The sequence below is a fragment of the Bradyrhizobium sp. Ash2021 genome (assembly GCF_031202265.1).
Lineage (GTDB): Bacteria > Pseudomonadota > Alphaproteobacteria > Rhizobiales > Xanthobacteraceae > Bradyrhizobium.
The window spans coordinates 7,410,397-7,435,449 of the sequence record NZ_CP100604.1 but is presented as its reverse complement, the minus strand read 5'-3'; the positions used below and the strand labels follow the sequence as shown (position 1 = coordinate 7,435,449).

Below are 25,053 nucleotides of genomic sequence, written 5' to 3'. Positions count from 1 at the left end.
ATCACCCACGAAAATTCTCCGGCAGCGCCGCCTGATCCACCAGCCAGATCGTCTCGCCCAGGGATTGCGCGCGGTTCGCCGGCAGGTTCTCGGCTGCGAATAGCCGCGTCAAGATCGCCTGCTTTTCGGAGCCTGCGACCTCGAACAGCATCTCGCGGCACGAGGCCAGCGCGGGCAGGGTCAGTGTGACCCGCGGCACGAACGGCTCGACATGCGCCCTGGGGACGCCGGCCACCCAGCGTTGGGTTTCGTCCAGCGCCGGGTAGTCCGGAAACAGCGAGGCGGTATGGCCATCGGGACCGACGCCCATCAGCACGAGATCGAACAAAGGGCGGGCAGGGTCCAGTTCGTCAGCGCCATAGAACGATTTCAACGCGTGTTCGTAGAGCTCGGCGCTTTTATCGGGATTATCGGGACGGGCGGTGTCGGTCGGAATCGGATGGATGTTCGATGCGGGGGCGCATTGGTCCAGAAAGGCCTTTCGCGCCATGCTCATATTGTTGAGCGGATCGCCTGCCGGCACAAAACGCTCGTCGCCGATGAACCAGTGGACGCGATCCCAGGGGATACTGCCGCGATACGCTTCGGTCGCGAGCAATTGGTAGAGCGCTTTCGGGCTCGACCCGCCGGTCAGGCAGATCGCGACGCGGCCGGGATTCGCCGCAATCCTGGCGATAACGCGTTCCGCGGCGGCTTTCGCCAGCGCCGCCGGGTCAGCGACTGCGATGACCTTGCGATGATCGCCGATGGCCATGGTCAGGTCAGCTTTCGCCAGCTTCGGCCGTCGCGCTCCAGGAGATCGTTGGCCTCTTCGGGGCCCTCACTGCCGGGTTCGTAGATCTTCAGTCCCTTGCCGCCGGCGTTCTTCCAGGCGTCCAGAAACGGCTGCACCGCCCGCCAGCCGGCCTCGACGCTGTCGGCGCGCTGAAACAGGATGTTGTCGCCGATCATGCAGTCGTAGATCAGCGTCTCGTAGCCGGTCGAGGGTTCGGCCTGGAAGTAATCCTTGTAGCGGAATTTCATCTCGACGCCGTCGATGTTAACGGCCGGTCCCGGCACCTTGGTATTGAACTGCAGCGCGATGCCTTCGGTCGGCTCGGTCGAGATGATCAGGTAGTTTTGCGACAGCCGGTCCACCGGCGTGTCGCGGAACATCGCGAACGGCGCCTGCTTGAACTTGATCGCGATTTCGGTGCGCTTGGCGCCGAGCGCCTTGCCGGTGCGCAGATAAAACGGCACGCCGGCCCAGCGCCAGTTGTCGATGGTCAGTTTCAGCGCGGCGTAAGTCTCGGTGGTGCTGGTGGGCTTGACATCCGCGGTCCGGCGATAGTCCTCGATCTCGGTGTCGCCGATCCTGCCGGCCCGGTATTGTCCGCGCACCGAGTTTTGCAGCGCCTCCTGCTCGGTCTGGGTCTGGATCGCCGCCAGCACTTCGGCCTTTTCCGAGCGCACGGCGTGCGCGTTGAACTTCACCGGCGGCTCCATTGCCACCAGCGACAGCAGTTGGAACAGATGGTTCGGCACCATGTCGCGCAGCGCGCCGGTCACGTCATAGAAACTGCCGCGATGGCCGACGCCGAGCTTCTCGTCGACGGTGATCTGGATATGGTCGATGTGATTGCGATTCCAGATCGGCTCGAACATGCCGTTGGCGAAGCGCAGCACCAGGATGTTCTGGACGGTTTCCTTGCCGAGGTAATGATCGATCCGGTAAATCTGATGCTCGTCGACGAGCTTCAGCAATTCGTTGTTCAGCGTCCTCGCCGAGGCCAGATCGGTGCCGAACGGCTTCTCGATCACCAGCCGCCGCCACGAACCGTTTTCGGCCAGCATGCCGGCGCGGCCGAGTTCGCGGCTGATCGGCAGGAAGCCACTCGGGGGTGTTGCAAGATAAAACAGCCGATTGCCGCCGGTCTGGCGCGCGGCCTCAAGCCTGTCGAGCCGATCGCGCAGCGCATCGAATGACGCCGGGTCCTTCGGATCGGCCTCGATGCAGGTGACGCAGGCGAGCAGCCGTCTGGCGAGCGCGTCGTCGACCTTGCGGGTGGCGAACTGGTGCAGACCTTTGGTCAGGCTCTCGGTCAATTGCTCGCTCGACATGCCCTTGCGGGCGATGCCGACGATGCAGAAATTTTCCGGCAGCAGGTCGTTTGCGGCGAGGTTATAGAGCGCAGGGATCACCAGCCGGTGGGCGAGATCGCCGGTCACGCCGAAGATGACGATGGAGCAGGGATCGGGCTGTTTTTGTTTCGCTTGACTAACGGTCATCTATCTCAGGCCTTTGAACCCGGCTTCTTCGGTGGTTCCTTGTGGCCGCCGAAGCCCGCGCGCATCGCCGAAAGAATCTTTTCGGCAAAGGTGTGCTCCTTGCGCGAGCGAAAGCGCGCAAACAGCGCCGCGGTCAGCACCTCGGCGGGCACGGCCTCGTCGATCGCGGCGTTGACGGTCCAGCGGCCCTCGCCGGAATCCTCGACGAAGCCGGAGTAGTTATCCAGCGTCTGGTTCGTCGCGAGGGCCGAGGCGGTGAGATCCAAGAGCCATGACGGGATCACGCTGCCGCGCCGCCAGACTTCGGCGATATCGGCGATATCCAGATCGAAGCGATGTTCCGGCGGCAGCGCGTCGATATTGGCGTTCTTCAGGATGTCAAAACCCTCGGCATAGGCCTGCATCAGGCCATATTCGATGCCGTTATGGATCATCTTGACGAAGTGTCCGGCGCCCACCGGACCGGCGTGGATATAGCCCTGCTCGATCCTGGCATCGCGGCCTTCGCGGCTCTCCGTGCGCGGGATATCGCCGATGCCCGGCGCCAGTGTCTTGAAGATCGGATCGAGCCGGCCGACCACTCCCTTGTCGCCGCCGATCATCATGCAATAACCGCGTTCGATGCCCCAGATGCCGCCCGAAGTGCCGACGTCGACATAATGCAGCCCGCGCTCCCGGAGCGCCTTGCCGCGGCGGACGTCGTCCTGCCAGAACGTGTTGCCGCCGTCGATGATGACGTCGTCGGCCTGCATCAGCTTTGCAAGCGCATCGATGGTCGCCTCGGTGATCTTGCCGGCCGGCAGCATCACCCAGGCGGTGCGCGGCTTGGTCAGCTTGGCGATGAAATCCTCCAGCGAATTCGCGCCGACCGCGCCGTCGGCCGCGAGTGCCGCGACCGCTTTGGGATCCTTGTCGTAAACCACGGCCGTATGTCCGCTCTTCATCAACCGGCGGACGATATTGCCGCCCATCCGGCCGAGGCCGATCATACCAAGCTGCATGCTGGAATTTCCTTAAGTAAGCGCTTCGGTGATCGCGGCGTCCAGCGCGGCGAGCGCCGGCCCCAGGCTGCCCTTGAGATGGACGCGAAGTGCACGCCGGCCGCGCTCTGTGAGCACGTCGAAATCGCCGCGCGCCTGCGCCGCCTTGATGATGCCGAAACTGGCCTTCTGGCCCGGCACCGGCAAATCCTCGGCGTCGTCGGCGGTAATCTGCAGGAACACGCCGCTGTCGGGGCCGCCCTTGTAGGCCTGCCCGGTCGAGTGCAGGAAGCGCGGCCCGAATTCGGCGCAGGTTGCGACGTGGCGCTTGTCGCGCACCGCAAGCCGCATCTTCTGCAGCGCCTCGATGAAGGCCTTGTCGCGCTCGATATAGGCCAGCAGCGCGACATAGTCGCCGCTGCCCGAGCGCGACAGATGCGCTTTGATCCAGGAGCCGAGATCGCCGTCGGCGCCGGCCTTGCGCAGCGCCGCCGCGTTGGCTTCGTCGGTATAGATATCGGCTTCTGCCGTTGCCATCACCGGCTGCTCCGCCGGCAACGCGCCTGACCGCTCGAAGGCGCCGGTCAACTCGCGCGTCTTGATCTTGGCGGCTTCGACGTCGGGCTGGTTGAACGGATTGATGCCGAGAACGGCGCCGGCCACCGCGGTCGCCATCTCGAACCGGAAAAATTCCTGGCCGATGTGGTCGATCGACTTCATGACGATGCGGACGACGGGGTGTCCGGCGGCCTCCAGCGCGGCGAGCTTGTCGTCATGGGCTGTGTCATCCTCGCCCTCGGTGCGCAGGTCGATGAAGAAGCGGTCGTTGCCGTAGAGGGAGGGATCGCCCAGCGGTTCGCCGTCGATCGGGATCAGGCCCTTGCCGTCCTTGCCGGTCGATTCCGCGATCAGCTGCTCGGCCCAGGCACCGAAATCGGCAACCTTCTTCGACGATGAAATGGTGACCTTGTCGCGGCCGTCGAGACCGGCGAGGCCGAGCGCAAGCCCGAGCTGCACGCCGGGATTTTCATGCGGCGGCACGTCGGCGCCGCAGGAGCGCACCATGGCAAGCGTGTGCCTGATCAGGCTCCCGGTGTCGATGCCGGCGGCCGCCGCCGGCACCAGGCCGAACGGCGACAGCACGGAGTAACGCCCGCCGATCGTGGGATCGCCGTGGAAGATGCGCGCAAAACCTTGTTTGGTTGCGACCTTCTCCAGCGAGGAACCGGGATCGGTCACCGCGATAAAGCGATGCCCGGCCTTGTCGGCCCCGATCGCCCTGGAAACCCGATCGAAGAAATAATCCTTCATCGCGTTCGGCTCGGTGGTGCCGCCGGATTTGCTGGAGACGATGAACAGGGTTTTGGAAATATCGATCGCCGCCTCCATCGCGCGCACCTGCGCCGGATCGGTGGAGTCGAGCACGTGCAGCTTCGGAAAGCCCGCTTTCTTCGCAAAGGTTTCCGCCAGCACTTCGGGACCGAGGCTCGATCCGCCCATGCCGAGCACCACGGCGTCGGTAAACTTCTGTCCCTTCACGCGCTGCGCAAAATCCTGGTAGTCGGCGACGTCGGCTGCCGCGGCGCTGTTGAGCCAGCCCAGCCATTTGTTTTCGTCGTCATTGGTCCAGACCGATTTGTCCTGCTGCCAAAGCCTGCGGATCCTGGCCGACGCGCGCCAGTCCTCGGTACTCTTCTCGACCGCCTTCGCGATGCCGGGGCCGAGCGCCAGCTTCTGGTGATCGATGCCGCCGCCGAGCGACGCCGCGCGCTTGTGCGCGACCGCGCCATACAGCTTGTCGGCGGCATCGGCGAATTGCTTGACGCCGTCCTTGACCAGTTCCGCTGTGATCGCGTCGAGCGAGACGCCGGATTTTTCCAGCTCTTCGAGTATGTGACGCGCGTCCTCGATGTTCTCTTCCAGGCTGTCGCGCGGCTTGCCGTGATCGCGGAATGCGTCCAGCGTGGCCGGCGGCACGGTGTTGACGGTGTTGGGACCGATCAGCTCCTCGACATAGAGCACATCGCTGTACGCCTTGTTCTTGGTGCCGGTGGAAGCCCACAGCAGCCGCTGCGGCTTTGCGCCCTTGGCTTTGAGCCGGTCCCAGCGCGCGCCCGAAAACAGCCGCTTGTAGTCCTGATAGGCGAGCTTTGCATTCGCGATCGCGATCTTGCCTTTCAGTGCGGCCAGGCGTTCTTTCTCGCTCGGGTCGTTCGCCTTGGCGATCTTCTCATCGAGCTGCTTGTCGACGGCGCTATCGATGCGGCTGACGAAGAAGCTCGCGACGCTGGCGACGTGAGAGGGATCGCCGCCCTTGGCGACGTATTTTTCCAGACCCTTCAGATAGGCCTCCGCCACCTCGCGATAAACCTTCTGCGCGAACAGCAACGTGATGTTGATGCTGATGCCTTCGCCGATCAGATGTTCGATCGCGGGCAGGCCCTCCGGTGTCGCCGGCACCTTCACCATCAAATTCCTGCGCTTGACGTCCTTCCAGAGCCGCTCGGCTTCCGCGATGGTGCCTTTGGTGTCCATCGCCAGATACGGCGACACTTCGAGGCTGACGAAACCGTCGTCGCCGTCCAATCGGTCATAGACCGGGCGCAGCACGTCGGCGGCGTGCTGGATGTCCTCGATCGCGAGGTGCTCGAACAGGTCGGCGACCGGGCGATCGCCCTTTTTTAAGGCATTGCCGATCGCGCCGTCATATTCGTCCGAACTGCCGATCGCTTTTTCGAAGATCGACGGGTTCGAGGTGACGCCTTTGACACCATCGGTGTCGATCAGCTGCTTGAGGTCGCCTTTGGCGACGAAGCCACGGGCCAAAAAATCCAGCCAGACTGCCTGGCCGTGGTTTTCGAGTGCTTTGACGGGATTCATGGTGCCTGTTCTGTTCGATCTGGTCATTTTCTCGGGTTCCCGACAGCTTTCGGGCGGGAGGCCGGAATGTCAACAATTGGTTGGCGGGGCTGCCGGGCGGAACATGCGTATCGCGAGGGGGATAACGCCGTTCACGCCAGTTCGATCCCCTGGATTTGATCCCATGGAATCGCTGCAATCTTTGCACAATTTTGTGACGACAGCCGTGGTTAGTGACGGCGGTCCCGCCTCAGGGGTCTCAGATAGAGGTAACCCTGCGATTGCGATCGTCTGCTTCAGCGCAGGCTGGCGTTGATCTTGTCCAGCGCGGCGGAACCCGGGCACAGCGCCGCCTCGTCGAGCGTATTGAGCGGCGCCGCGACGGTGTCGAGATGATCGTGCAGGTCGCTTGCTTCGGGATCGATGTGAAGCAGGCCGGTAACGATCTGGCCCTTGGCGGCGTGCTTCTGCAGGAACGTCATCGCCGCCAGGCGGTCATGCACGTCATAATCGGCGTCGATCTTGCGCAGCGCCAGTCGCGTGCCGTCGTGCTGTTCGACCACCTGCACGGTGCCCGGCGCGTAATCGACCGTGATCGGGTCGCGGCCGGTGATGACGTCGAGGCGGTTCACCGCGTCGTTGTGCTCCCTCACATAGTCAAAGCTCTTGGTCGAACCGCTGTGGTTGTTGAAGGCAATGCAGGGGCTGATCACGTCGATGAAAGCTGCGCCCTTGTGTTCGATGGCGGCGGCGATCAGCGGCACCAGCTGGGACTTGTCGCCGGAAAAGCTCCGCGCCACGAAGGTCGCGCCGAGCTGCAGCGCGATCGCGACCAGGTCGATGGCGTTGTCGGTGTTGGTCACGCCCTTCTTTGACTTCGAGCCGCGGTCGGCGGTGGCCGAGAACTGGCCCTTGGTCAGGCCGTAGACGCCGTTGTTCTCGACGATATAGGTCATGTTGACGCCGCGCCGGATCGAATGCGCGAACTGGCCGAAGCCGATCGAGGCGCTATCGCCGTCGCCGGAGACCCCGAGATAGATCAGGTCGCGGTTGGCGAGATTGGCGCCGGTCAGGACCGACGGCATCCGGCCATGCACCGAGTTGAAGCCGTGCGAATTGCCGAGGAAATAGTCCGGCGTTTTCGAGGAGCAGCCGATGCCGGAAATCTTGGCGACGCGATGCGGCTCGATCGACAGCTCGAAGCAGGCCTCGATGATCGAGGCGGTGATCGAGTCGTGGCCGCAGCCGGCGCACAGCGTCGAAATCTTGCCCTCGTAATCGCGGTGGGTGAAGCCGAGCTCGTTCCTGGGCAGGCCGGGATGGCTGAATTTCGGTTTTGCAATGTAGGTCATGACACGGCCTTGCGCAGAGGAGTGACCTTGAGATGGTCCTGATGGTCGCCGATGGCGCCGGCGATGAACCGCGCGGTGATCGGCGTGCCGTCATAGTGCAGGATCGGAATCAGTCGGACCGGATCGATGCCGTTTTCGTTGACGATCAATGAACGAAGCTGGGCGTCGCGGTTCTGCTCGACCACGTAGACGAAGTCGTGATCGGCAATGAAGCTCGCCACGCTGGAGTGGAACGGGAAGGCGCGGATCCGCAAGCGGTCGAGCTGGTGCCCGCGCGCTTCCAACAGCCCGATCGCCTCGTCCATCGCCGGCGACGTCGAGCCGAAATAGATCACGCCATATTTGGTCGGCTTGGCTGCATTGGCCTGCAACGGCCGCGGCACCATATCCTGCGCGGTCTCGAACTTGCGCACCAGCCGCTGCATGTTGTCGGCATAGACAGCGCCTTCCTCGGAATAGCGCGCGTAACGGTCGCGCGACGTGCCCCGGGTGAAGTACGAGCCCTTGGTGGGATGCGTGCCCGGATAGGTGCGGTAGGGAATGCCGTCGCCGTCGACGTCGAGATAGCGGCCGAAGTCGCGGCCGTCGTCGAGCATCTCCGCGGTCATCACCTTGCCGCGGTCATATTGCCTGGCGTCGTCCCATTTCAGCGGACGAGAGAGCCGGTGGTTCATGCCGATATCGAGATCGAGCATCACGAAGATCACGGTCTGCAGCCGCTCGGCGAGGTCGAACGATTGCGCCGCGAATTCGAAGGCTTCGGCCGGATCTTCCGGGAACAGCAGGACATGCTTGGTGTCGCCATGGGACGCGTAGGCGCAGGCGATGATGTCGCATTGCTGGGTGCGCGTCGGCATGCCGGTCGAGGGACCGGCGCGCTGGATGTTCATGATTACAGCGGGGATCTCGGCAAAATAGGACAAGCCGATGAATTCGGTCATCAGCGAGACGCCCGGTCCTGATGTCGCAGTGAAGGCGCGGGCGCCGTTCCAGGCCGCGCCGATCACGATGCCGATCGACGCGAGTTCGTCCTCGCCCTGCACGATGGCATATTTCGCTTTTCCGGTCGCGGGGTCGTGGCGGTATTTCTTGCAGTGGCTGGTGAAGGCTTCCGCCACCGACGATGACGGCGTGATCGGATACCAGGCGCAGACGGTGGCGCCGCCATAGACGGCGCCGAGCGCAGCCGCGCTGTTGCCTTCGATGAAGATGCGGTCGCCGACCTTGTCGGCCTTCTTGACGCGCAGCCCAAGCGGGCATTTCAAATTCTGCAGCGCCCAGTCGCGGCCGAGATGCAGCGCGTGGACGTTGGAGGACAGGAGCTTTTCCTTGCCCTTGTACTGTTCGGCAATCAGTTGCTCGACCAGCTTCGGGTCCATGTCGAGCAGCGCGCAGAGCGCGCCGAGATAGATGATGTTCTTGAACAGCTGGCGCTGGCGCGGATCGGTGTAGGTCGAGTTGGTGATCGCGGTCAGCGGCACGCCGATCACGGTGATGTCCGCGCGGAATTTCGACGACGGCATCGGCTTGGTCGAATCGTAGAACAGATACCCGCCGGGCTCGATCGAGGCGACGTCCTTGTCCCAGGTCTGCGGGTTCATCGCCACCATCATGTCGACGCCGCCGCGGGCGCCGAGATGGCCTTCCTCGGTGACGCGCACCTCGTACCAGGTCGGCAGGCCCTGGATGTTGGAGGGGAAGATGTTGCGTGGGCTGACCGGCACGCCATGGCGCAGGATCGAACGCGCAAACAACTCGTTGGCGCTGGCCGAACCCGAGCCGTTGACGTTGGCGAAGCGGACGACGAAGTCGTTTACGCTGCTGATCGGGCTTTGGACTGACATGTTGATCCCGCGTGAGTCATATCGATGAGGTACTTTTGCATGTCCCAGGCGCCGGTCGGGCAGCGCTCGGCACAGAGGCCGCAGTGCAGGCAGACGTCTTCGTCCTTGACCATCACGCGCCCGGTCTTGAGCCCGTCGGCGACGTAGAGCGCCTGGTCGTGATGCGGCGAGGGCGCCTTCAGCCGCTCCCGCAAATCCGCTTCCTCGCCATTCTCTGTAAACGTGATGCAATCCATCGGGCAGATGTCGACGCAGGCATCGCATTCGATGCAGGCGGGCGCGGAGAATACGGTCTGGATATCGCAATTCAGGCAGCGCTGCGCTTCGCCGAGCGCGAGCTTGACGTCATAGCCGAGTTCGACCTCGGTGCGGATATCCTTCAGCGCGATCACCTTGTCGCGGTGCGGAACCTTGTAGCGCTTGTCGCCGGAGATATCGTTGTCATAGCTCCACTCGTGGATGCCCATCTTCTGCGACGAGACATGCACTTCAGGAAGCGGACGCTCGGTAATGTCTTCGCCGGAGAGCAGCTTGTGGATCGACAGCGCGGCGTCATGGCCGTGCGCCACCGCCCAGATGATGTTCTTCGGGCCGAACGCCGCGTCGCCGCCGAAGAACACTTTTGGATTGGTCGAGCCGAAGGTTGTTGGATCGACCTGCGGCATGTTCCATTTGTCGAATTCGACGCCGCAATCGCGCTCGATCCAGGGGAAGGCGTTCTCCTGGCCGACGGCAACCAGCACGTCGTCGCAGGGAATCGTCTGGTCCGGTTCGCCCGACGGCACCAGATTGCGCCGTCCCTTGGCGTCGTATTCCGCCTTCACCTTCTGGAAGGTGACGCCGGTGAGCTTGCCGCCGTCATGGGTGAAGGCGACCGGCACCATGAAATTGAGGATCGGAATATCCTCGTGCAGCGCGTCTTCCTTTTCCCAGGGGCTCGCCTTCATTTCCTCGAAGCCGGAACGCACGATCACCTTGACGTCTTCGCCGCCGAGGCGGCGCGCGGTGCGGCAGCAATCCATCGCGGTGTTGCCGCCGCCAAGCACGATCACGCGCCTGCCGATCTTGCTGACGTGCTCGAACGAGACCGAGGCCAGCCACTCGATGCCGATGTGGACATTGGCCGCCGCTTCCTTGCGGCCGGGGATATCGAGCTCACGGCCGCGCGGCGCGCCGGAGCCGACGAAGATCGCGTCGTAATTTTCGCCGAGCAGCTTCTTCAGGCTGTCGATGCGATGGCCGCCCTTGAATTCGATGCCGAGGTTGAGGATGTAATCGGTTTCCTCGTCGATCACCGAATCCGGCAGCCGGAATTTCGGAATCTGGGTCCGCATCATGCCGCCCGCCTTGGGGTCGGAATCGAACACGGTGCAGTGATAGCCGAGCGGGGCGAGATCGCGCGCCACCGTGAGCGAGGCGGGACCGCCGCCGACGATCGCGATGCGCCTGCCGTTCTTCGCCGCCAGCTTCGGCATGCGATGCTTGACGTCGTCCTTGAAGTCGGCCGCGACGCGCTTGAGGCGGCAGATCGCAACCGGGGTTTCCTCGACGCGGCCGCGGCGGCACGCCGGCTCGCAGGGTCGATCGCAGGTGCGTCCCAGGATTCCGGGAAACACGTTCGATTTCCAATTGATCATATAGGCGTCGCTATAACGCCCCTCGGCAATCAAACGGATGTATTCGGGAACTGGCGTGTGAGCGGGGCAGGCCCATTGGCAATCGACCACTTTGTGAAAGTAGTCCGGCGCCGAGATATCAGTCGGTTTCATTCCTACCTTGTCCGCGTGAACATCGAGAACAGCGCGGCCTTATTTTGCCTGCGAACGCTCAGTGGCGTTCTTGTGGTTTTTGAATTGGATCATAGGCTTATCTTATTAGAGCCATTCCAGACGCTGCACAAAGGCAATTTTGGGCGATCTCCAGCTTTCAACTGCATGACCGGCCTGACATTCAATGTCATCACGCGTGATGCGGCAGTGCAGCATGTGCGCTGCAGTTCGCCGTCGCCGGAATCGGCAGGAATCCTTTGCTTCCCAGAAGAATTTCTTAAGCCCGGCTCAAGGTGTTCCATTAATGGCCCCTTCATCGGCCGCAGCTAGCGTCGCCGGCGTTCGCAGTTCCTAAGGGAATGTTGAGCTCCATGCCGCCAAACGCCCCTCAAACGCCGCGCGTTGAAGCGCTCGATCTGTTGCGCCTCGTCGCGGTGTTGGGTGTTGTCTTGTACCATTTCGGCTTCTGGGGGCCGGGCTCTAACGGGATACCTGCGATTCCCTGGCTGACGCCGATTGCGAAGTACGGCTTTCTCGGTGTGCCTGCCTTCTTCGTGATCAGCGGTTTCGTGATTGCCTATTCGGCGGAGGGACGGACGGCGGTCGGCTTCGCCATCGCGCGCTTCAGCCGCATCTATCCCACCTTCGTGTTCTGCATGACGCTGACGTTTCTGGCGCTACTGATGTGGGGACCGCCGCAGTTCAAGGAGACCCTGGCCGAGTGGGTCGCCAATTTTTTCATCGCGGCACCGGCGCTTGGCCAGCCCTACATGGATGCGGCCTACCGGCGCAACGTTGGACCAGGGAATTCTTGACAGACCATGCCGTCCGGTTTGGATCGCTCTTCGAGGCCGCACGCGCCGGTCAGGTCCTAACTCTCTAAAGATCGCTTTTCGCGATATCCCACATCAGATTGTAGACGCCGCTCGATACCGCCTCGGCCTTGAATGCGGCGAAACACGCCGCGGCCGCCGGGACCGCATTCACGTCCGTGGCATCGATCAGCACGAACCAGTCGCCGGCGCCGGGATTGGGGGCCGAGGGATCGTCGGTGATCGGCTTCGACAGAAGAGGATCGCTCTCGATCAGGTGCATGGAGATGATCCCGTCGAGTTTTGCCGGATCGAGATGATCCCGCAGCGCGGTGCGCAGCGTTTCCGCACTGCCAGCGGCCGGGCGAAGGCGGATGATGCCGAGCGCCGCGCCGCGGCCCGTTCCGCGGCTAATCGTAATGCGCGCCACCGCGCGAATCATGTTCTTGAAGCGGGAGATGTTGGCCTTCGACCACGCGGTCTGGTTGGCCAGCGCGGTGCGATAGGCCGGGCTGTCCAGCACCTCGAACGTCGCGGTCGAGTACAGGCTGAGATATTTCGGTTTTCCGTCATGGGCGACATAGCGCCGGGCTTCGATAAAGCCGTCGATGGCGACGCGCTCTTCGAGATGCTCGCGGTCGTACCAGCGGTTGAACTCGGCCTCGTCGGCGGGGCCTATATCCATCGACGTCAGCAGCATGCCTTTTCCGGCCAGCGGCATCTTTGAAAATCCTTATCTGGTCATTCTGGAAGCGAGGTCGGCGACCGCCTTCATCACGGCGTCGCGGACGCCGGGATCGTACAGCGTATGTCCGGCGCCCTCGACAAACCTGATCTCGGCGTCGCGCCACACCGAGCCAAGCGCATGCGAGGTGGCCGGCGGGCACAGCAGGTCATAGCGGCCCTGCACGATGATGCCGGGAATGCCCGCGAGCTTGTCCGCGCCGGCGATGATCTGGTTCGGCTGCATGAAGCAGTCGTTGGCAAAATAATGCGCTTCCAAGAACGGCGTCGCCGGGAGCGCCCGCGAGGAATTCAGCGACGGCAGATCCAGCCTTGCGCGATTGGGGGTGTGCTCCGACAGGATGCGTTCGGTGTCGTGCCAGGCCCGTGCGACCGGGCCATGAACGGCGAAATCGGAATCGAGGATACGCCGCCAATAGGCATCGAGCGGCTGCCCGCGCTCCTCCGGCGGCAACGCGCTGAGGAAGTCCTCGTGGAGACCGGGATAGAAGCGCGGCAGCACATCGAGGAACGCGTTTTCGAGTTCGGCGCGGGTGCCGAGGAAGGTGGCACGCAGCACGATGCCGCTGACGCGGTTGGGATGCGCCTGCGCATAGGCCAGCGCCAGCGTCGCGCCCCAGGAGCCGCCGACCACCATCCAGCGCTCAAAGCCGAATCTTTCGCGGATTTTTTCCAAGTCCGCGATCAGATGCGCGAGCGTGTTGTCCTCGCGCCGTCCCTTCGGGCGGCTGCGGCCGGCGCCGCGCTGATCGAACAGAATGGCGTGGAAACGTTCGGGATCGAACAGCCGGCGGTGATCGGGCTGACAGCCGCTGCCGGGCCCGCCATGCAGATAGACCGCGGCAATGCCGCCGATGCGGCCGACGCTTTCGACATAGATCTCGTGGCCGTCGCCGACGGCGAGCTGCTCGGAGGTCAGCGGCGCGAACGGATCGGATCGGTGATGTGAGGATTTGCCGGCGTCGGCGTCAGGCGCCATGGTCGCCTTCCGTCTCCAGCGTGCCGCCTGCGAAATTGCGATAGAGGAAACGGTCCTGGTGCGCGGCGGCCTCGCGCTCGGCCTGCTTGAAGATCTGCTCATGCATCGGCGACAGCGTGCAGGCCGGATCGGTATTGCCGGCGTCCCCGGTCAGCGCAAAGGCCTGGCAGCGGCAGCCGCCGAAATCGACTTCCCGGAACTCGCAGCTCTTGCACGGCTCCGGCATCCATCCGGTGCCGCGATAGCGGTTGAAGGCTTCCGAATTCTGCCAGATCCAGGCGATCGAATGGTTCGAGCGCACCGATTCGAATTCCAGTCCGGTGATGCTCTCGGCGGCATGGCACGGCAGAATCTTGCCGGCGGGCGAGATGTTGAAGAACTGCCGGCCCCAGCCGCCCATGCATTTCTTCGGTCGCAGCGCGTAGTAATCCGGCACCACATAGTCGATCGCGAGCACGCCCTTCAGCCGTACGGCGGCTTCCTCGACGATGCGGCTGGTCTCCTCGATCTGCGCGACGGTAGGCATCAGCGCGGCGCGGTTCTTCAGCGCCCAGCCGTAATACTGGACATTGGCTACCTCGAGCCGGTCGGCGTCGAGATCGACCGCCATCTGGATGATGTCGGACAGCTGATGCAGGTTCTGGCGATGCATCACCGCATTGACGGTCAGCGGCAGGTCGAGTTCGCGCGTCCATTTCGCGGCCTCGATCTTCTTCGCATGCGCGTGCTTCAGCCCGGCGACGCGGTCGGCGACGACGGGTTCGTTGCCCTGGAAACTGATCTGCACATGGCACAGCCCGGCATCGGCCAGTGCGGAAAGTTTTTCTTTTGTCAGCAGCACCGCCGACGTGATGAGGTTGCTGTACAGCCCGACGTCGCTGGCGTGCTGCACCAGTTCGACTAGGTCCTTGCGCGCGGTCGGCTCGCCGCCGGAGAAATGGATCTGCAGCACGCCGATTTCGGCGAGTTCGGTCAAAACCTTCTTCCATTCCTCGGTGGTCAGTTCGCTGCTGCCGCGATCGAGTTCGACCGGATTGGAACAGTAAGGGCATTGCAGCGGGCAGCGGTGCGTCAGCTCGGCGAGCACGGCGAGCGGAATGCCAAAGGTTTCCGCGGTCGAGCGGCGGCCTTCCAGCACCGCGAGCCCGTCGCTGGGGCCGGGGGATGCCGCGTTGCCCTGGCTGAGAATTTCACTCATGACGTCGTCTCGCGCGCCTGCGTGAGAAATCCCTTGTCGGCGAGGTCCTGCAGCATCGCGATCACGTCGGTCGCGATATCATTGCGGTCGGCGGCGTATTTGGCGGCGAGCTGGTCGACCATGTCGGAGACGCTGCGGACGCCGTCGCAAAGCTGCAGCACTTCGACCGCGATCTCGTCCGGCGCCAGCACCCGCTCCGGCGCCAGAATCACCCAGACCTGCCGCGTCTCATCGAATTTCAGCCTGGTATGCCGCGGCAATACCGGCCGGCTCGCCTCGCTGACACTGATGTTGCGGCTGGCCATCTTCAGCCTCTAGTCCGGTTTCGGCACGAACGCGCCGGGCGGGATGTGCCCGTCGACATAGGCATGATACAGCGCGTCGAGCTGAACCCATAGCACATTGGTCTTGAAGATCAGCGCGTTGCAGACCGCCTCGCGCTCCGCCGGGGTTTTGGCGTGCTGCTTGACGTATTCCAGCGCAAAACCGGCATCGCGCGGCGCCTGGGTCAGGCGGCGGCTGAAATAGCTCATGATGTCGGGATTGACGAAATCATAGTGCTTCAGCATCCCGGAGATGCGCTCTTCATGCAGGTTCGGCGCGAACAATTCGGTGAGCGAGGAGGCGATCGCCTCCAGCGGCGTCTTGTCGCGGCAGAAATGCACGTAGGCTTCGACCGCAAAGCGCGTCGCGGGGAGGATGCCTTCCGTCGACTCCACATAGGCGCTGTCGAGCCCTAGTCCCTCGGTCAGCTTGAGCCAGCGCTCGATGCCGCCTTCGCTGCCGATGTCGCCGTCGTGGTCCTCGATGCGGTGTCGCCATTCGATGCGGGTGGCGCGATCGCGAAAACGCGAGATCACCATGGCGTCCTTCAGCGGGATCGTGCTCTGATAAAAGTAGCGGTTGAGCGCCCAGGCCTGGACCTGGCCCTTGTTCAGCTTGCCGCCGTGCAACAGCCGGTGAAACGGATGCAGGTTGTGATAGCGCGTCGCACCGATGTGGCGCAGCGCCGCCTCCAGCTCGCCCGCATTGTTGAGCGGGACGCCCTTGCCGATCGATAGCGCGCTCGTGGCATTGGTGGTCATGACGTTCACAGCGTGATCTCCGTTCCGTCCGCCGGGATTTGCCAGCCGGCATGTTCGGCGGCCTTGCGCTCGTCCGAGCCGCGCAGCAGCGCCGGGTTGGAGTTGTTGATATGCAAAAACACCTTTCGGCCGATATCGAGGCCCTTGAGGCTCTCGATCGCGCCGTGATCGCCGGACATCGAAATATGTCCCATGCCCTGTCCCGTCTTGTTACCGAGCCCCGCGACCACCAATTCGTCGTCGCGCCACACCGTGCCATCGAAGAAGATCAGCGGCGCCCCGGCAAGCCGGGATTTGAGATCGTCGGTCACGCGGGCGCAGGCGGCAAGGAAATAGAAGTATTTGCCGCTCGCTTTGTCGCCAATCCGAAGCCCGAGCGTATCGCCCACGCCGTCGCCGCCGGCGGGATGGGCCTTGCCCTCGAGATACCACGCGCCCTTGCCGGGAACCTCGAACGGCAGCACTTCCAGCCCGGAAGGCGAGCCATCGGGCAGCATCGGCTCGAAGGCCAGATCCACCGCGATCGGCTGCCGCTTCACGTTCTTCTCGTTCAGCACATTAAATATGCTGTTGGATTTCAGGATCGCAAGCACCCGCTGATGCCCGTAGATCGTGAATGGCGAGCCCTCGCGCATCGACAACAGCCCGGCGACGGCATCGATTTCGCCGTTGGTCAGGATCACGCCCGCGATCGGACTGTGACGAAGCTTTCCAGCCTTGGGATGCAGCTGCGGCGTCGCGATCAGTTGCTGGCGAAGATCGGGAGAGGCGTTGATCAGGAACCAATGCTGGCCGTCGGCGCTGACCGCGATCGAGGCTTGGGTGCTCTGAAGCTCGGGATGCTCGCTTCGCGCTGTCCGGCACACCGGACATCCGCAATTCCACTGCGGAACGCCACCACCTGCCGCGGCGCCCAGGACGACGACGCGAAGCATGATCCGTCTCCTGGAGATTAAACGCTTGATAAAAACGCTGGTGATAGAAACGCCACGAGGTGGACACCGGCCTGTGACATGGTTCCACGATCGGGAACGTGTCAGGCCCGGAGGTCCACCTGCGCTAGACGTCTAAGTGTCGCTGCCGCTTACCTGCGGGTCGCGCACATATACATGTTGATTTCCATGCCGACCGGCACTTCGACGATCTTTGGTGCTTTCCAGGCCATTTGGCTCTCCTTTTTGGAACCGGACGAACTCCGCCCTCCATCGTAAGGTAGTTCGGATCAAAAAGTTCGCCAGTGAAATCTTTTGTCATAAGCCGCTCCGGGGTTATGCTGCGTTGCAAGAGAATTCACGGAGTTGTGCGGGCGGTCGTGGCCAAAACATCGGGCGATCAAGCATTTCGCGGTTGTTTGCATCGCCACCGATACCAGCTTTTGGGTCGACGGAGCGTTGACGGTTCCGGATAAAGAACTTGTGAGATTCAACCGGCCTTCCGATTGCGGGGGGCCACTACCGGAGCAGGTTTCCGCCGATGCCACGATATTTCTTCAACACCCGTATCGGCGATGAGCTGATCGCCGACCCCGAGGGCGAAGTGCTCCGTGACCCGGACCGCGCCTGGGAAATGGCGCGCGCCATGATCCGGGAACTGCTGAAAACCGAGGGTGCCGACGGCGCCCTGTTGAAGGCGGTCATCGAAGTGACCGATGACGCCGGCGAGGTGGTGCTTGAATTTCCGTTCACCGAGGCGATCCTCGACGTCCCCGACCGCTCCATCACGAAGCATTAGCCTGTCATTCCGGGGCGCACGTGCAACGTGCGAACCCGGAATCTCGAGATTCCGGGTCTGGTCCTTCGGACCATCCCGGAATGACCGACAACAATCACCATCGCGCTACACCGCCGGGCGGGATCTATTCCGGCAAGTTTTCCGATTGCGCATCGGCGGACAAATATCGGAGAGTGCCGTCTGGAAAGCCACCGGCGCCGGCATGGTATTGTCCGCGCGAGGAAATCAAGGCTTCCGTCAGGGGAGAACGCCATGTTGAGCTATTCGACCGCGCCGCGCAGCCTGTTGCTGGCCGGCGCCTTGTTCGGTGCATTCACGTTTGCTGCTGCCGCGCAGCAGCCCGCCAGTCCGCCAGCCGCGGGTGCTGCGCCGGCCGCCGCGCCGCTTCCTCCGGGGTCGCCGTTGATCGGACGACCGGACAGCGAAGCCGCCGCCAAGCTCGCGCCGGTTGCGCCGCCGCCGATTCCGGCCGCGCCCGACAAGCTGCCGCTGGCCAAGCTCAAGCTGCCACCCGGCTTCAACCTCGAAGTCTATGCCGCCGGCATGGCGAACGCGCGCTCGCTCGCCGAAGGCGACAAAGGCACCGTGTTCGTCGGCAGCCGCCTGGTCGACAAGGTCTATGGCATCGTCAACAAGGACGGTAAACGCTCCGTCAAGGTGATTGCGTCCGGCCTCTACCGTCCGAACGGCGTCGCGTTCGAGAACGGCACGCTCTACATCGCCGAGCTCTCAAAAGTCTCCAAGATCGACAAGATCGAGGACAATCTGGACAGTCCGCCGAAGCCGACGATGATCTACGACAATCTGCCGAAGGACGAAGCCCATGGCTGGAAGTTCATCGCCATCGGCCCGGACAACAAGCTTTATGTTGAGGTCGGACAGCCCGGCAACAACGTCCTGCACGACGATGCGCACGGCCAGATCCGCCGAATGAACCTGGATGGTACCGGCGCCGAGGTTTATGCGCTCGGGGTGCGCCATAGTGTCGGTTTCGACTGGAACCCCGTAAACAAGCAGATGTATTTCACCGATAACGGCCGCGACTGGCTGTCGGAAAGCGTTCCGGAGGATGAGCTCAACCGGGTGACCAAGGCCGGCGAGGATTTCGGCGCGCCCTATTGCTGGCAGGGCAACATCATCGACCAGGAACACGGCTGGGGCAAGAACTGCAAGGACTACACTGCGCCGGTCGGCCTGATGGGCCCGCATGTCGCAGCGCTCGGCATGCGGTTCTACACCGGCAACATGTTCCCGAAGTCTTACAAGAACGCGATCTTCATCGCGCGTCACGGTTCGTGGAATAAATCCCAAAAGCAGGGCGGTGATGTCGTCGTCGTCAAACTGAACAAGGACGGCACCATGAAGTCGATGGAGCCGTTCATGACCGGCTTTCTGGAAGACAACAAGTATGTCGGCCGCCCGGTCGACGTGATGGTTGCCAAGGATGGCTCGCTGCTGGTCTCCGACGACTGGAACGGCGCCGTCTATCGCATCACCTATGGCAAGCCGAAGGTCGCGGCGCAGTAAGAAAGTCAAAAGCGCCAGACATCAGAAACCGTCATTGCGAGCGAAGCGAAGCAATCCATCGAGCCACAAGCAAATGGATAGCTTCGTCGCTTCGCTCCTCGCAATGACGAAACAGGAATGAATCATGCGTAAAATGATAGCGGCGCTGGCGTTTGCTTCCATCGCCTTTTCGGCGGGCGCCGAAACCATCGAAGAGCGTGCGGTCACCTGTTTCGCCTGTCACGGCGAGCACGGGCAATCGGAAACCGAGAACACGCCCTCGCTCGGCGGCCAGCAGGCGCCCTATGCGCTGATCCAGCTCTTCATGTTTCGCGAAAAGCTGCGCACTTTCGAGCCGATGAACGAGACGGCGAAGTCGTTCACCGACGACGATCTGCGCGTGTTTTCCGACTTCATCGCCACCTTGCCGAAGCCGGTGCCGCCGGCCGATGCCGGCGATCCCGCGCGGATGGCGCGGGGCCAGACGCTGGCGCACCAGTACCTCTGCAACAACTGCCACAATCCCGATTTTTCCGGCAAGGAGAACGTCCCGCGCATCGCCAACCAGCGCGAGGACTATCTCGCCAAGACACTGGCCGAATACAAGGACAACAGCCGTCACGGCTATGACGGCACCATGGCCGACGTGATGGGTTCGGTTACCAAGGAGCAGATCGCCGATCTTGCCTATTACATCGCCCGATTCCGCTAAAATCGTGTGCGATCCGCCGCTGGCCATGACGTTCGCCTGACGCTACAAGACGGGCGTCAAACGGAGTTTTACATGCAAGATCTCTGGCGTCTGTCGGCTGCAGACCTCGCCGCGCTGATAAAATCGAAAAAAGTCTCGGCCAGGGAGGCGGCAACCGCCGCATTAGCCCGGCTGGATGCGGTCAACCCCAAAATCAACGCCGTCATCGACCACAGGCCGGCCGAAGTGCTGGCGCAGGCCGCCGGCATCGATGCCGCGATCGCGCGGGGCGAAGACGCAGGCTCGCTGGCGGGCGTGCCGGTCACGGTGAAGGTCAATATCGATCAGGCAGGCTTTGCCACCACCAACGGCCTGAAATTGCAGCGCGACGCCGTCGCTGCGACCAACAGCCCGGTGGTCGACAATCTGCGCAAGGCCGGCGCCGTCATTCTCGGCCGCACCAACTGCCCGGCATTCTCCTATCGCTGGTTCACCACCAATCTGATCCACGGCGACACCAAAAACCCCAGGGATCCCGGCATCACGCCGGGCGGCTCGTCCGGCGGCGCGGGGGCTGCGGTCGCGGCCGGCATCGGCCACATCGCGCACGGCACCGACATCGCAGGCTCGATCCGCTATCCCGCCTACGCCTGCGGCGTGCACGGCCTGCGGCCGACGATGGGCCGCATCGCGGGCTTCAACGCCGCGCTGCCCGAGCGGCCGATCGGTCCGCAGATCTCGGCGGTGTCCGGCCCGCTGGCGCGCACCATCGGCGATCTCAGGATCGCGCTGGCGGCGATGTCGGCGAAGGATTTCCGCGATCCGTGGTGGGTGCCGGCGCCGCTGGAAGGGCCTGCCATGCCCAAGCGCGTCGCGATGTGCCTCAACCCCGACGGACTGGATCCCGCAGCGGACGTGAAGGCGGCGGTGGCCGATGCCGGCAAGCGGCTGGAGCGAGCGGGCTGGATCGTTGAGGAAATCGCCACTACGCCGCCGCTGCGCGAAGCCGCTGACCTGCAGACCAAGCTCTGGCTCGGCGACGGCTATGAGGCGCAGCTCGAAATGGCCGAGCGCGAGGGCGATCCCGGCGCGCTGGCCTGTCTGCGCGGCAATCGGGCAAAAGTCTTTCCGTTCGACCTCTCGAAGACACTGACCCGGCGCGCGACCCTGACGCGGCAATGGCTGGAGTTTTTCGAGACATACGCCGTGCTGCTGATGCCGGTGTCCGGGGAATTGCCGTTCCCGGATCAGCTCGACCGCAAGGACGATGCGTCATTCGCGCGGGTGTGGCACGCGCAATTGCCGATGATTGCCATTCCCTTCATGGGGCTTCCCGGGCTAACGGTCTCCACGGGATTGGTGGGGCGGGTTCCGGTCGGCGTCCAATTGGTGTCCGGCCGTTACCGCGAGGATCTGTGCCTTGCCGCGGGCGAGGCAATCGAAGCCGGCGGCACGCCGTCGGCGGCGATCGATCCCGCCAGCTAGTGCATGATCCGGACCTGGACGGCCGCGTTAGCGCAAAGTGGCAACCGGTTTTCCGAAAAGATCGTGCCAAACAAAGAGAAGAGAGCGTGATGTCGGGCATTTATGATTTCACGGCGCAGTCGCTGGCCGGCGAGGACGTTCCGCTCAAGCGGTACGAAGGGCAGGTGCTGCTGATCGTCAACACCGCCAGCGCCTGCGGATTCACGCCGCAATACAAGGGACTGCAAGCATTGCACGAGGCGCTGTCGCCGCGCGGCTTTGCGGTGCTCGGCTTTCCCTGCAACCAGTTCGGCGCCCAGGAGCCGGGCGACGCCAAACAGATCGAGCAGTTCTGCGAAAGCAAATATGCCGTGACGTTTCCGATGTTCGCCAAGATCGACGTCAATGGCGGCAGTGCACATCCGCTGTATAATTATCTGAAGAGCGAGAAATCCGGCCTGCTCGGTTCCTCGATCAAATGGAATTTCACCAAATTTCTGGTCAATCGTTCGGGCAAGGTGGTCGCGCGGCACGCGCCGACCGCGACACCCGAAAGCCTGAAGAAAGAGATCGAGGCGCTGTTGTGAACGAGAAGAGCGAGACCATGAGCGACCAATTGCCCGACCGTCTGTCGACCGATCCGAAGAGCCCCTATTACAATGAGGAGGTGCTGGCGCGCGACGTCGGCATTCGCTTCAAGGGCGTCGAGAAGACCAATGTCGAGGAATATTGCGTCAGCGAGGGCTGGGTGCGCGTCACCGCCGGTAATGCCAAGGACCGCTACGGCAATCCGCTGACCATCAAGGTTCACGGCCCGGTCGAACCGTATTTCCGCGACAAGACGTCGTCCTGAGGCGGTATCGCGTCATCCGTCATTGCGAGGAGCACTTGCGACGAAGCAATCCATTCTTCCTTGCGGCACGATGGATTGCTTCGCGGAGTTTATCATCGGGCGCGCATTCGCGCGACCCGGTGGCTCGCAATGACGGTGTAGAGAGATCACGCACAATATCTACCGCTTGCGAAGGTAACCGCCATGTCCGTCCGCATTGTCGACGTCTGCGAAATCACAAAGCCGATCTCCTCGCCGATCCGCAACGCCTATATCGACTTCACCAAGATGACGACCAGCCTCGTCGCCGTCGTCACCGACGTGGTGCGCGACGGCAAGCGGGTGGTCGGCTACGGCTTCAATTCCAACGGCCGCTACGGGCAGGGCGGGCTGATCCGCGAGCGCTTTGCGCCGCGGCTCAAGGAGGCCGATCCGAAGACGCTGCTGGATTCATCCGGCGGCAATCTCGATCCGGACAAGGTCTGGTCGACGCTGATGTCGAACGAAAAACCGGGCGGCCATGGCGAGCGCTCGGTCGCCGTCGGCACCATCGACATGGCGGTGTGGGACGCGGTCGCCAAGATCGCGGGCAAGCCGCTGTTCCGGTTGCTGGCCGAGCGTCACGGCCTTAACCCGAACCCGCGCGTGTTCGTCTATGCCGCCGGCGGCTATTATTATCCCGGCAAGGATCTGTCGGCGCTGCGCGGCGAGATGCGCGGCTATCTCGATCGCGGCTACAATGTCGTCAAGATGAAGATCGGCGGCGCGCCGATTGCGGAGGACCGCGAACGCATCGAGGCGGTGCTGAAGGAAATCGGCAAGAATGCGCAGCTCGCAGTCGACGCCAACGGCCGGTTCGATCTGGAGACCGCGATCGCATACGCAAAAATGCTGCGCGACTTTCCGCTGTTCTGGTACGAGGAGGCCGGCGACCCCCTCGATTTCGCGCTGCAGGCGGCGCTCGCGGAGTTTTACCCGGCGCCGATGGCGACCGGCGAGAATCTCTTCAGCCATCAGGATGCGAAGAATCTCATCCGCTATGGCGGCATGCGGCCCGACCGCGACTGGCTGCAATTCGACTGCGCGCTATCCTACGGGCTCTGCGAATATCAGCGCACGCTTAGCGTATTGAAAACCCACGGCTGGTCGCCGAGCCGCTGCATCCCGCATGGCGGCCACCAGATGTCGCTCAACATCGCAGCCGGGCTTGGGCTCGGCGGCAATGAGAGCTACCCCGACCTGTTCCAGCCCTATGGCGGCTTCCCCGACGGCGTTCGTGTCGAGGGTGGCCACATCACCATGCCGGATCTGCCGGGCATCGGGTTTGAAGGGAAGTCGGATCTCTACAAGGAAATGAAGGCGCTGGCGGCGTAACGGTGTCATCGGGCTGCGCCTGACGGCGAAGAGCGGAAGTGACTGGTCGGCGGTCAAAATGATGCGAATGACCCACAGAGGACCCTTGCGAAGCTTTATACAGGACGGCAGCTGATGCCCCACAACCGGCTGAAATTACTCGACCGCTCTCGGAGACGCTTCGATCCCCGATCTCTTGAATCTGCCTATCAGCGCGTTTCCGAATCGGATCGTCGGAGATTCGAAGAGTTTCCAACTCGCTATTGAAAGCAAGCAAACAACCGCAATGCTGCCGAATCTCAAAATCTCTTGCGACCACACTGGTGGTAGCGGCGGCTGGAGTCTCCAATAGACGGTGTAAAACACCAACGGGTGAAGCAGGTAGATCGAGTACGAAGCGTCTCCAAGTAGCACACCCAATCTCTCCGCTAGAAGTCTTTCATCGAACTCGATATTTATGAATCCGACGAGCAAGAAGAATAGCGCAAATGGAAATGCCAGCTGTCCTATGGTCTGCGTAAATAGAGCGAGCAGGCCAATTCCCACCGCGATCGGGAGCCAGACGCCGAACCGTTTCGTATAGCCATTGGCGGCGAAGGCAACGATTCCCGCAAGGAAGTTCGGATAGTAGCTGGCATACTGGTGAAGAAACCAGGGCAGCGTCAAGACTTGATCAGCAATAGCGCCAGCGCACAAAAAGACAGACAGCCCGAAAAGGCCGACGTTTGGCACCAGCAACGCGGCCAATGCATAAAAGGCAAGTTCGTGCTGTAGAGACCAGCCTACGTCATAGAATGGGAAACCTTCCGTCGGCAGCAGAGTGAGGCAGTATGCGAAAAATGCCGGCGAACTGCGCGTTGGCATTCCCAACGCGATCACCGACAAGCCCAGGAAAAGCAGCGAGGTTACGATCCACAGCGGATACAGGCGAAAAACGCGTCTAACCAAAAATTGGAGTGGTCGAAAATTTGGCTTTGTCGCCACAAGGCAAATCACAAATCCACTGATAGAAAAGAAAAAATTAACGGCAATCCAACCGTACTCCTTCAAGAACGGTATGGGGTAGGACGTTCCCGGGGGAAATGGCATCGTAACATGCCATGAGTGGAAATACGCAATGCCTAGCGCTGCGGCGGCTCGCGCAATTTGGAGCCCAGGTAATTTGTTCTGTGGTTCTGCCAAGCCGCAAGCTAACCAGACAAAACGTCGTCCATCAAGGTCATGTCTGTTCACGGCACCTGACAGGCCCGCCACCCGGGCCTCATGATGTCCGCTCACCGGGGTACACCGGACGTGACAGCAGGGCTGTCAAGACGGTGCCAAGGTCCCACAACGGACATCGGGTTCGACCGTTTAAAGCCCGCATAAGCCCATCCAGCCGCCAATGCGCCGGCCGCTATGCTGCGGCGATGACGCATCCGTTATTCCCAAAAATATGTGCCCCCCTTATTCGAGGCGGAATATGTCTTCGGCATTCGTTATGTGGCACGCCAGGACAATTCGCATCGGCGCGTGCGACCCGGGTGCCCGACGGGCAAATCAGCAAAAGTCTGTCTAGAGCCTGTCCTCAATTAGCGGATTCCCAA

The 25,053-nt window shown here is 62.6% G+C and carries 23 protein-coding genes; 8 read left to right on the top strand and 15 right to left on the bottom strand.

Going from position 1 to position 25,053, the window contains the following annotated elements; translation table 11 throughout:
- Window position 1 precedes the first annotated feature (1 nt).
- From pgl to NL528_RS35790, 7 genes are all read right to left on the bottom strand, one after another.
- Window positions 2-754, bottom strand: coding sequence for a 6-phosphogluconolactonase (gene pgl, locus NL528_RS35820; protein WP_309179087.1), 753 nt, complete (start codon window positions 752-754; stop codon window positions 2-4).
- Between the two features lie 2 nt (window positions 755-756).
- Window positions 757-2,268, bottom strand: a complete 1,512-nt coding sequence (gene zwf / locus NL528_RS35815; RefSeq protein WP_309179086.1) for a glucose-6-phosphate dehydrogenase — start codon at window positions 2,266-2,268, stop codon at window positions 757-759.
- A 5-nt stretch (window positions 2,269-2,273) separates the two neighbouring features.
- Window positions 2,274-3,269, bottom strand: coding sequence for a phosphogluconate dehydrogenase (NAD(+)-dependent, decarboxylating) (gene gnd, locus NL528_RS35810; RefSeq protein ID WP_309179085.1), 996 nt, complete (start codon window positions 3,267-3,269; stop codon window positions 2,274-2,276).
- Window positions 3,270-3,281: 12 nt separating this feature from the next.
- Window positions 3,282-6,128 carry a bifunctional transaldolase/phosoglucose isomerase gene (locus NL528_RS35805; protein WP_309185134.1) on the bottom strand — a complete coding sequence of 949 codons (2,847 nt, stop codon included), beginning with the start codon at window positions 6,126-6,128 and terminating at the stop codon, window positions 3,282-3,284.
- 275 nt (window positions 6,129-6,403) lie between these two features.
- Window positions 6,404-7,459 carry a 2-oxoacid:ferredoxin oxidoreductase subunit beta gene (locus NL528_RS35800; protein ID WP_309179084.1) on the bottom strand — a complete coding sequence of 352 codons (1,056 nt, stop codon included), beginning with the start codon at window positions 7,457-7,459 and terminating at the stop codon, window positions 6,404-6,406.
- Window positions 7,456-9,303, bottom strand: coding sequence for a 2-oxoacid:acceptor oxidoreductase subunit alpha (locus NL528_RS35795; protein ID WP_309179083.1), 1,848 nt, complete (start codon window positions 9,301-9,303; stop codon window positions 7,456-7,458). The genes NL528_RS35800 and NL528_RS35795 overlap by 4 nt, the downstream gene beginning before the upstream one ends.
- Window positions 9,273-11,072 (bottom strand): FAD-dependent oxidoreductase, encoded by a 1,800-nt coding sequence (locus tag NL528_RS35790; RefSeq protein WP_309179081.1) that lies wholly within the window; start codon window positions 11,070-11,072, stop codon window positions 9,273-9,275. Before NL528_RS35790 ends, NL528_RS35795 begins: the two co-directional genes overlap by 31 nt.
- A gap of 371 nt (window positions 11,073-11,443) precedes the next feature.
- Here NL528_RS35790 and NL528_RS35785 point away from each other — a divergent pair, with 371 nt between their 5' ends.
- Window positions 11,444-11,887 carry an acyltransferase gene (locus tag NL528_RS35785; RefSeq protein WP_309179080.1) on the top strand — a complete coding sequence of 148 codons (444 nt, stop codon included), beginning with the start codon at window positions 11,444-11,446 and terminating at the stop codon, window positions 11,885-11,887.
- A gap of 64 nt (window positions 11,888-11,951) precedes the next feature.
- Here the strand turns inward: NL528_RS35785 and NL528_RS35780 are convergent, their stop codons facing one another.
- The 7 genes from NL528_RS35780 to pqqA all read right to left on the bottom strand — a co-directional run bounded on the left by NL528_RS35780 (window position 11,952) and on the right by pqqA (window position 17,055).
- Window positions 11,952-12,605: a DUF4286 family protein gene (locus NL528_RS35780; protein ID WP_309179079.1), complete on the bottom strand. Its 654-nt coding sequence runs from the start codon at window positions 12,603-12,605 to the stop codon at window positions 11,952-11,954.
- Window positions 12,606-12,617: 12 nt separating this feature from the next.
- The gene (pip, locus tag NL528_RS35775; RefSeq protein WP_309179078.1) at window positions 12,618-13,607 is read right to left on the bottom strand and encodes a prolyl aminopeptidase; all 990 of its coding nucleotides are present in this window, start codon (window positions 13,605-13,607) and stop codon (window positions 12,618-12,620) included.
- Complete coding sequence (gene pqqE, locus NL528_RS35770; protein WP_309179077.1) at window positions 13,597-14,805, bottom strand: pyrroloquinoline quinone biosynthesis protein PqqE; 1,209 nt, start codon at window positions 14,803-14,805, stop codon at window positions 13,597-13,599. The genes pip and pqqE overlap by 11 nt, the downstream gene beginning before the upstream one ends.
- Window positions 14,802-15,110, bottom strand: coding sequence for a pyrroloquinoline quinone biosynthesis peptide chaperone PqqD (gene pqqD / locus NL528_RS35765; protein ID WP_309179076.1), 309 nt, complete (start codon window positions 15,108-15,110; stop codon window positions 14,802-14,804). The genes pqqE and pqqD overlap by 4 nt, the downstream gene beginning before the upstream one ends.
- Before the next feature lie 9 nt (window positions 15,111-15,119).
- Window positions 15,120-15,890: a pyrroloquinoline-quinone synthase PqqC gene (gene pqqC, locus NL528_RS35760; protein ID WP_309185133.1), complete on the bottom strand. Its 771-nt coding sequence runs from the start codon at window positions 15,888-15,890 to the stop codon at window positions 15,120-15,122.
- Between the two features lie 5 nt (window positions 15,891-15,895).
- Window positions 15,896-16,825: a pyrroloquinoline quinone biosynthesis protein PqqB gene (gene pqqB / locus NL528_RS35755; RefSeq protein ID WP_309179075.1), complete on the bottom strand. Its 930-nt coding sequence runs from the start codon at window positions 16,823-16,825 to the stop codon at window positions 15,896-15,898.
- Between the two features lie 149 nt (window positions 16,826-16,974).
- On the bottom strand, window positions 16,975-17,055 hold the full coding sequence (pqqA, locus tag NL528_RS35750; protein WP_309185130.1) for a pyrroloquinoline quinone precursor peptide PqqA: 81 nt from the start codon (window positions 17,053-17,055) through the stop codon (window positions 16,975-16,977).
- Window positions 17,056-17,363: 308 nt separating this feature from the next.
- Between pqqA and NL528_RS35745 the strand changes: the two genes are divergently transcribed.
- The 7 genes from NL528_RS35745 (at window position 17,364) to NL528_RS35715 (ending at window position 23,488) form a co-directional block, all read left to right on the top strand.
- Window positions 17,364-17,621 (top strand): DUF6894 family protein, encoded by a 258-nt coding sequence (locus tag NL528_RS35745; RefSeq protein WP_309179074.1) that lies wholly within the window; start codon window positions 17,364-17,366, stop codon window positions 17,619-17,621.
- Window positions 17,622-17,873: 252 nt separating this feature from the next.
- Window positions 17,874-19,148, top strand: a complete 1,275-nt coding sequence (locus tag NL528_RS35740; RefSeq protein ID WP_309179073.1) for a PQQ-dependent sugar dehydrogenase — start codon at window positions 17,874-17,876, stop codon at window positions 19,146-19,148.
- Between the two features lie 124 nt (window positions 19,149-19,272).
- Window positions 19,273-19,839 carry a c-type cytochrome gene (locus tag NL528_RS35735; protein WP_309179072.1) on the top strand — a complete coding sequence of 189 codons (567 nt, stop codon included), beginning with the start codon at window positions 19,273-19,275 and terminating at the stop codon, window positions 19,837-19,839.
- 72 nt (window positions 19,840-19,911) lie between these two features.
- Window positions 19,912-21,303 (top strand): amidase family protein, encoded by a 1,392-nt coding sequence (locus NL528_RS35730; RefSeq protein WP_309179070.1) that lies wholly within the window; start codon window positions 19,912-19,914, stop codon window positions 21,301-21,303.
- Window positions 21,304-21,392: 89 nt separating this feature from the next.
- Window positions 21,393-21,869 (top strand): glutathione peroxidase, encoded by a 477-nt coding sequence (locus tag NL528_RS35725; RefSeq protein ID WP_309179069.1) that lies wholly within the window; start codon window positions 21,393-21,395, stop codon window positions 21,867-21,869.
- 17 nt (window positions 21,870-21,886) lie between these two features.
- Window positions 21,887-22,135, top strand: coding sequence for a DUF3297 family protein (locus NL528_RS35720; protein ID WP_309179068.1), 249 nt, complete (start codon window positions 21,887-21,889; stop codon window positions 22,133-22,135).
- A 183-nt stretch (window positions 22,136-22,318) separates the two neighbouring features.
- Window positions 22,319-23,488, top strand: coding sequence for a mandelate racemase/muconate lactonizing enzyme family protein (locus NL528_RS35715; RefSeq protein WP_309179067.1), 1,170 nt, complete (start codon window positions 22,319-22,321; stop codon window positions 23,486-23,488).
- A gap of 135 nt (window positions 23,489-23,623) precedes the next feature.
- Here NL528_RS35715 and NL528_RS35710 read toward each other — a convergent pair whose 3' ends face one another.
- Window positions 23,624-24,721 (bottom strand): acyltransferase, encoded by a 1,098-nt coding sequence (locus NL528_RS35710; RefSeq protein WP_309179066.1) that lies wholly within the window; start codon window positions 24,719-24,721, stop codon window positions 23,624-23,626.
- Window positions 24,722-25,053: the final 332 nt, after the last annotated feature.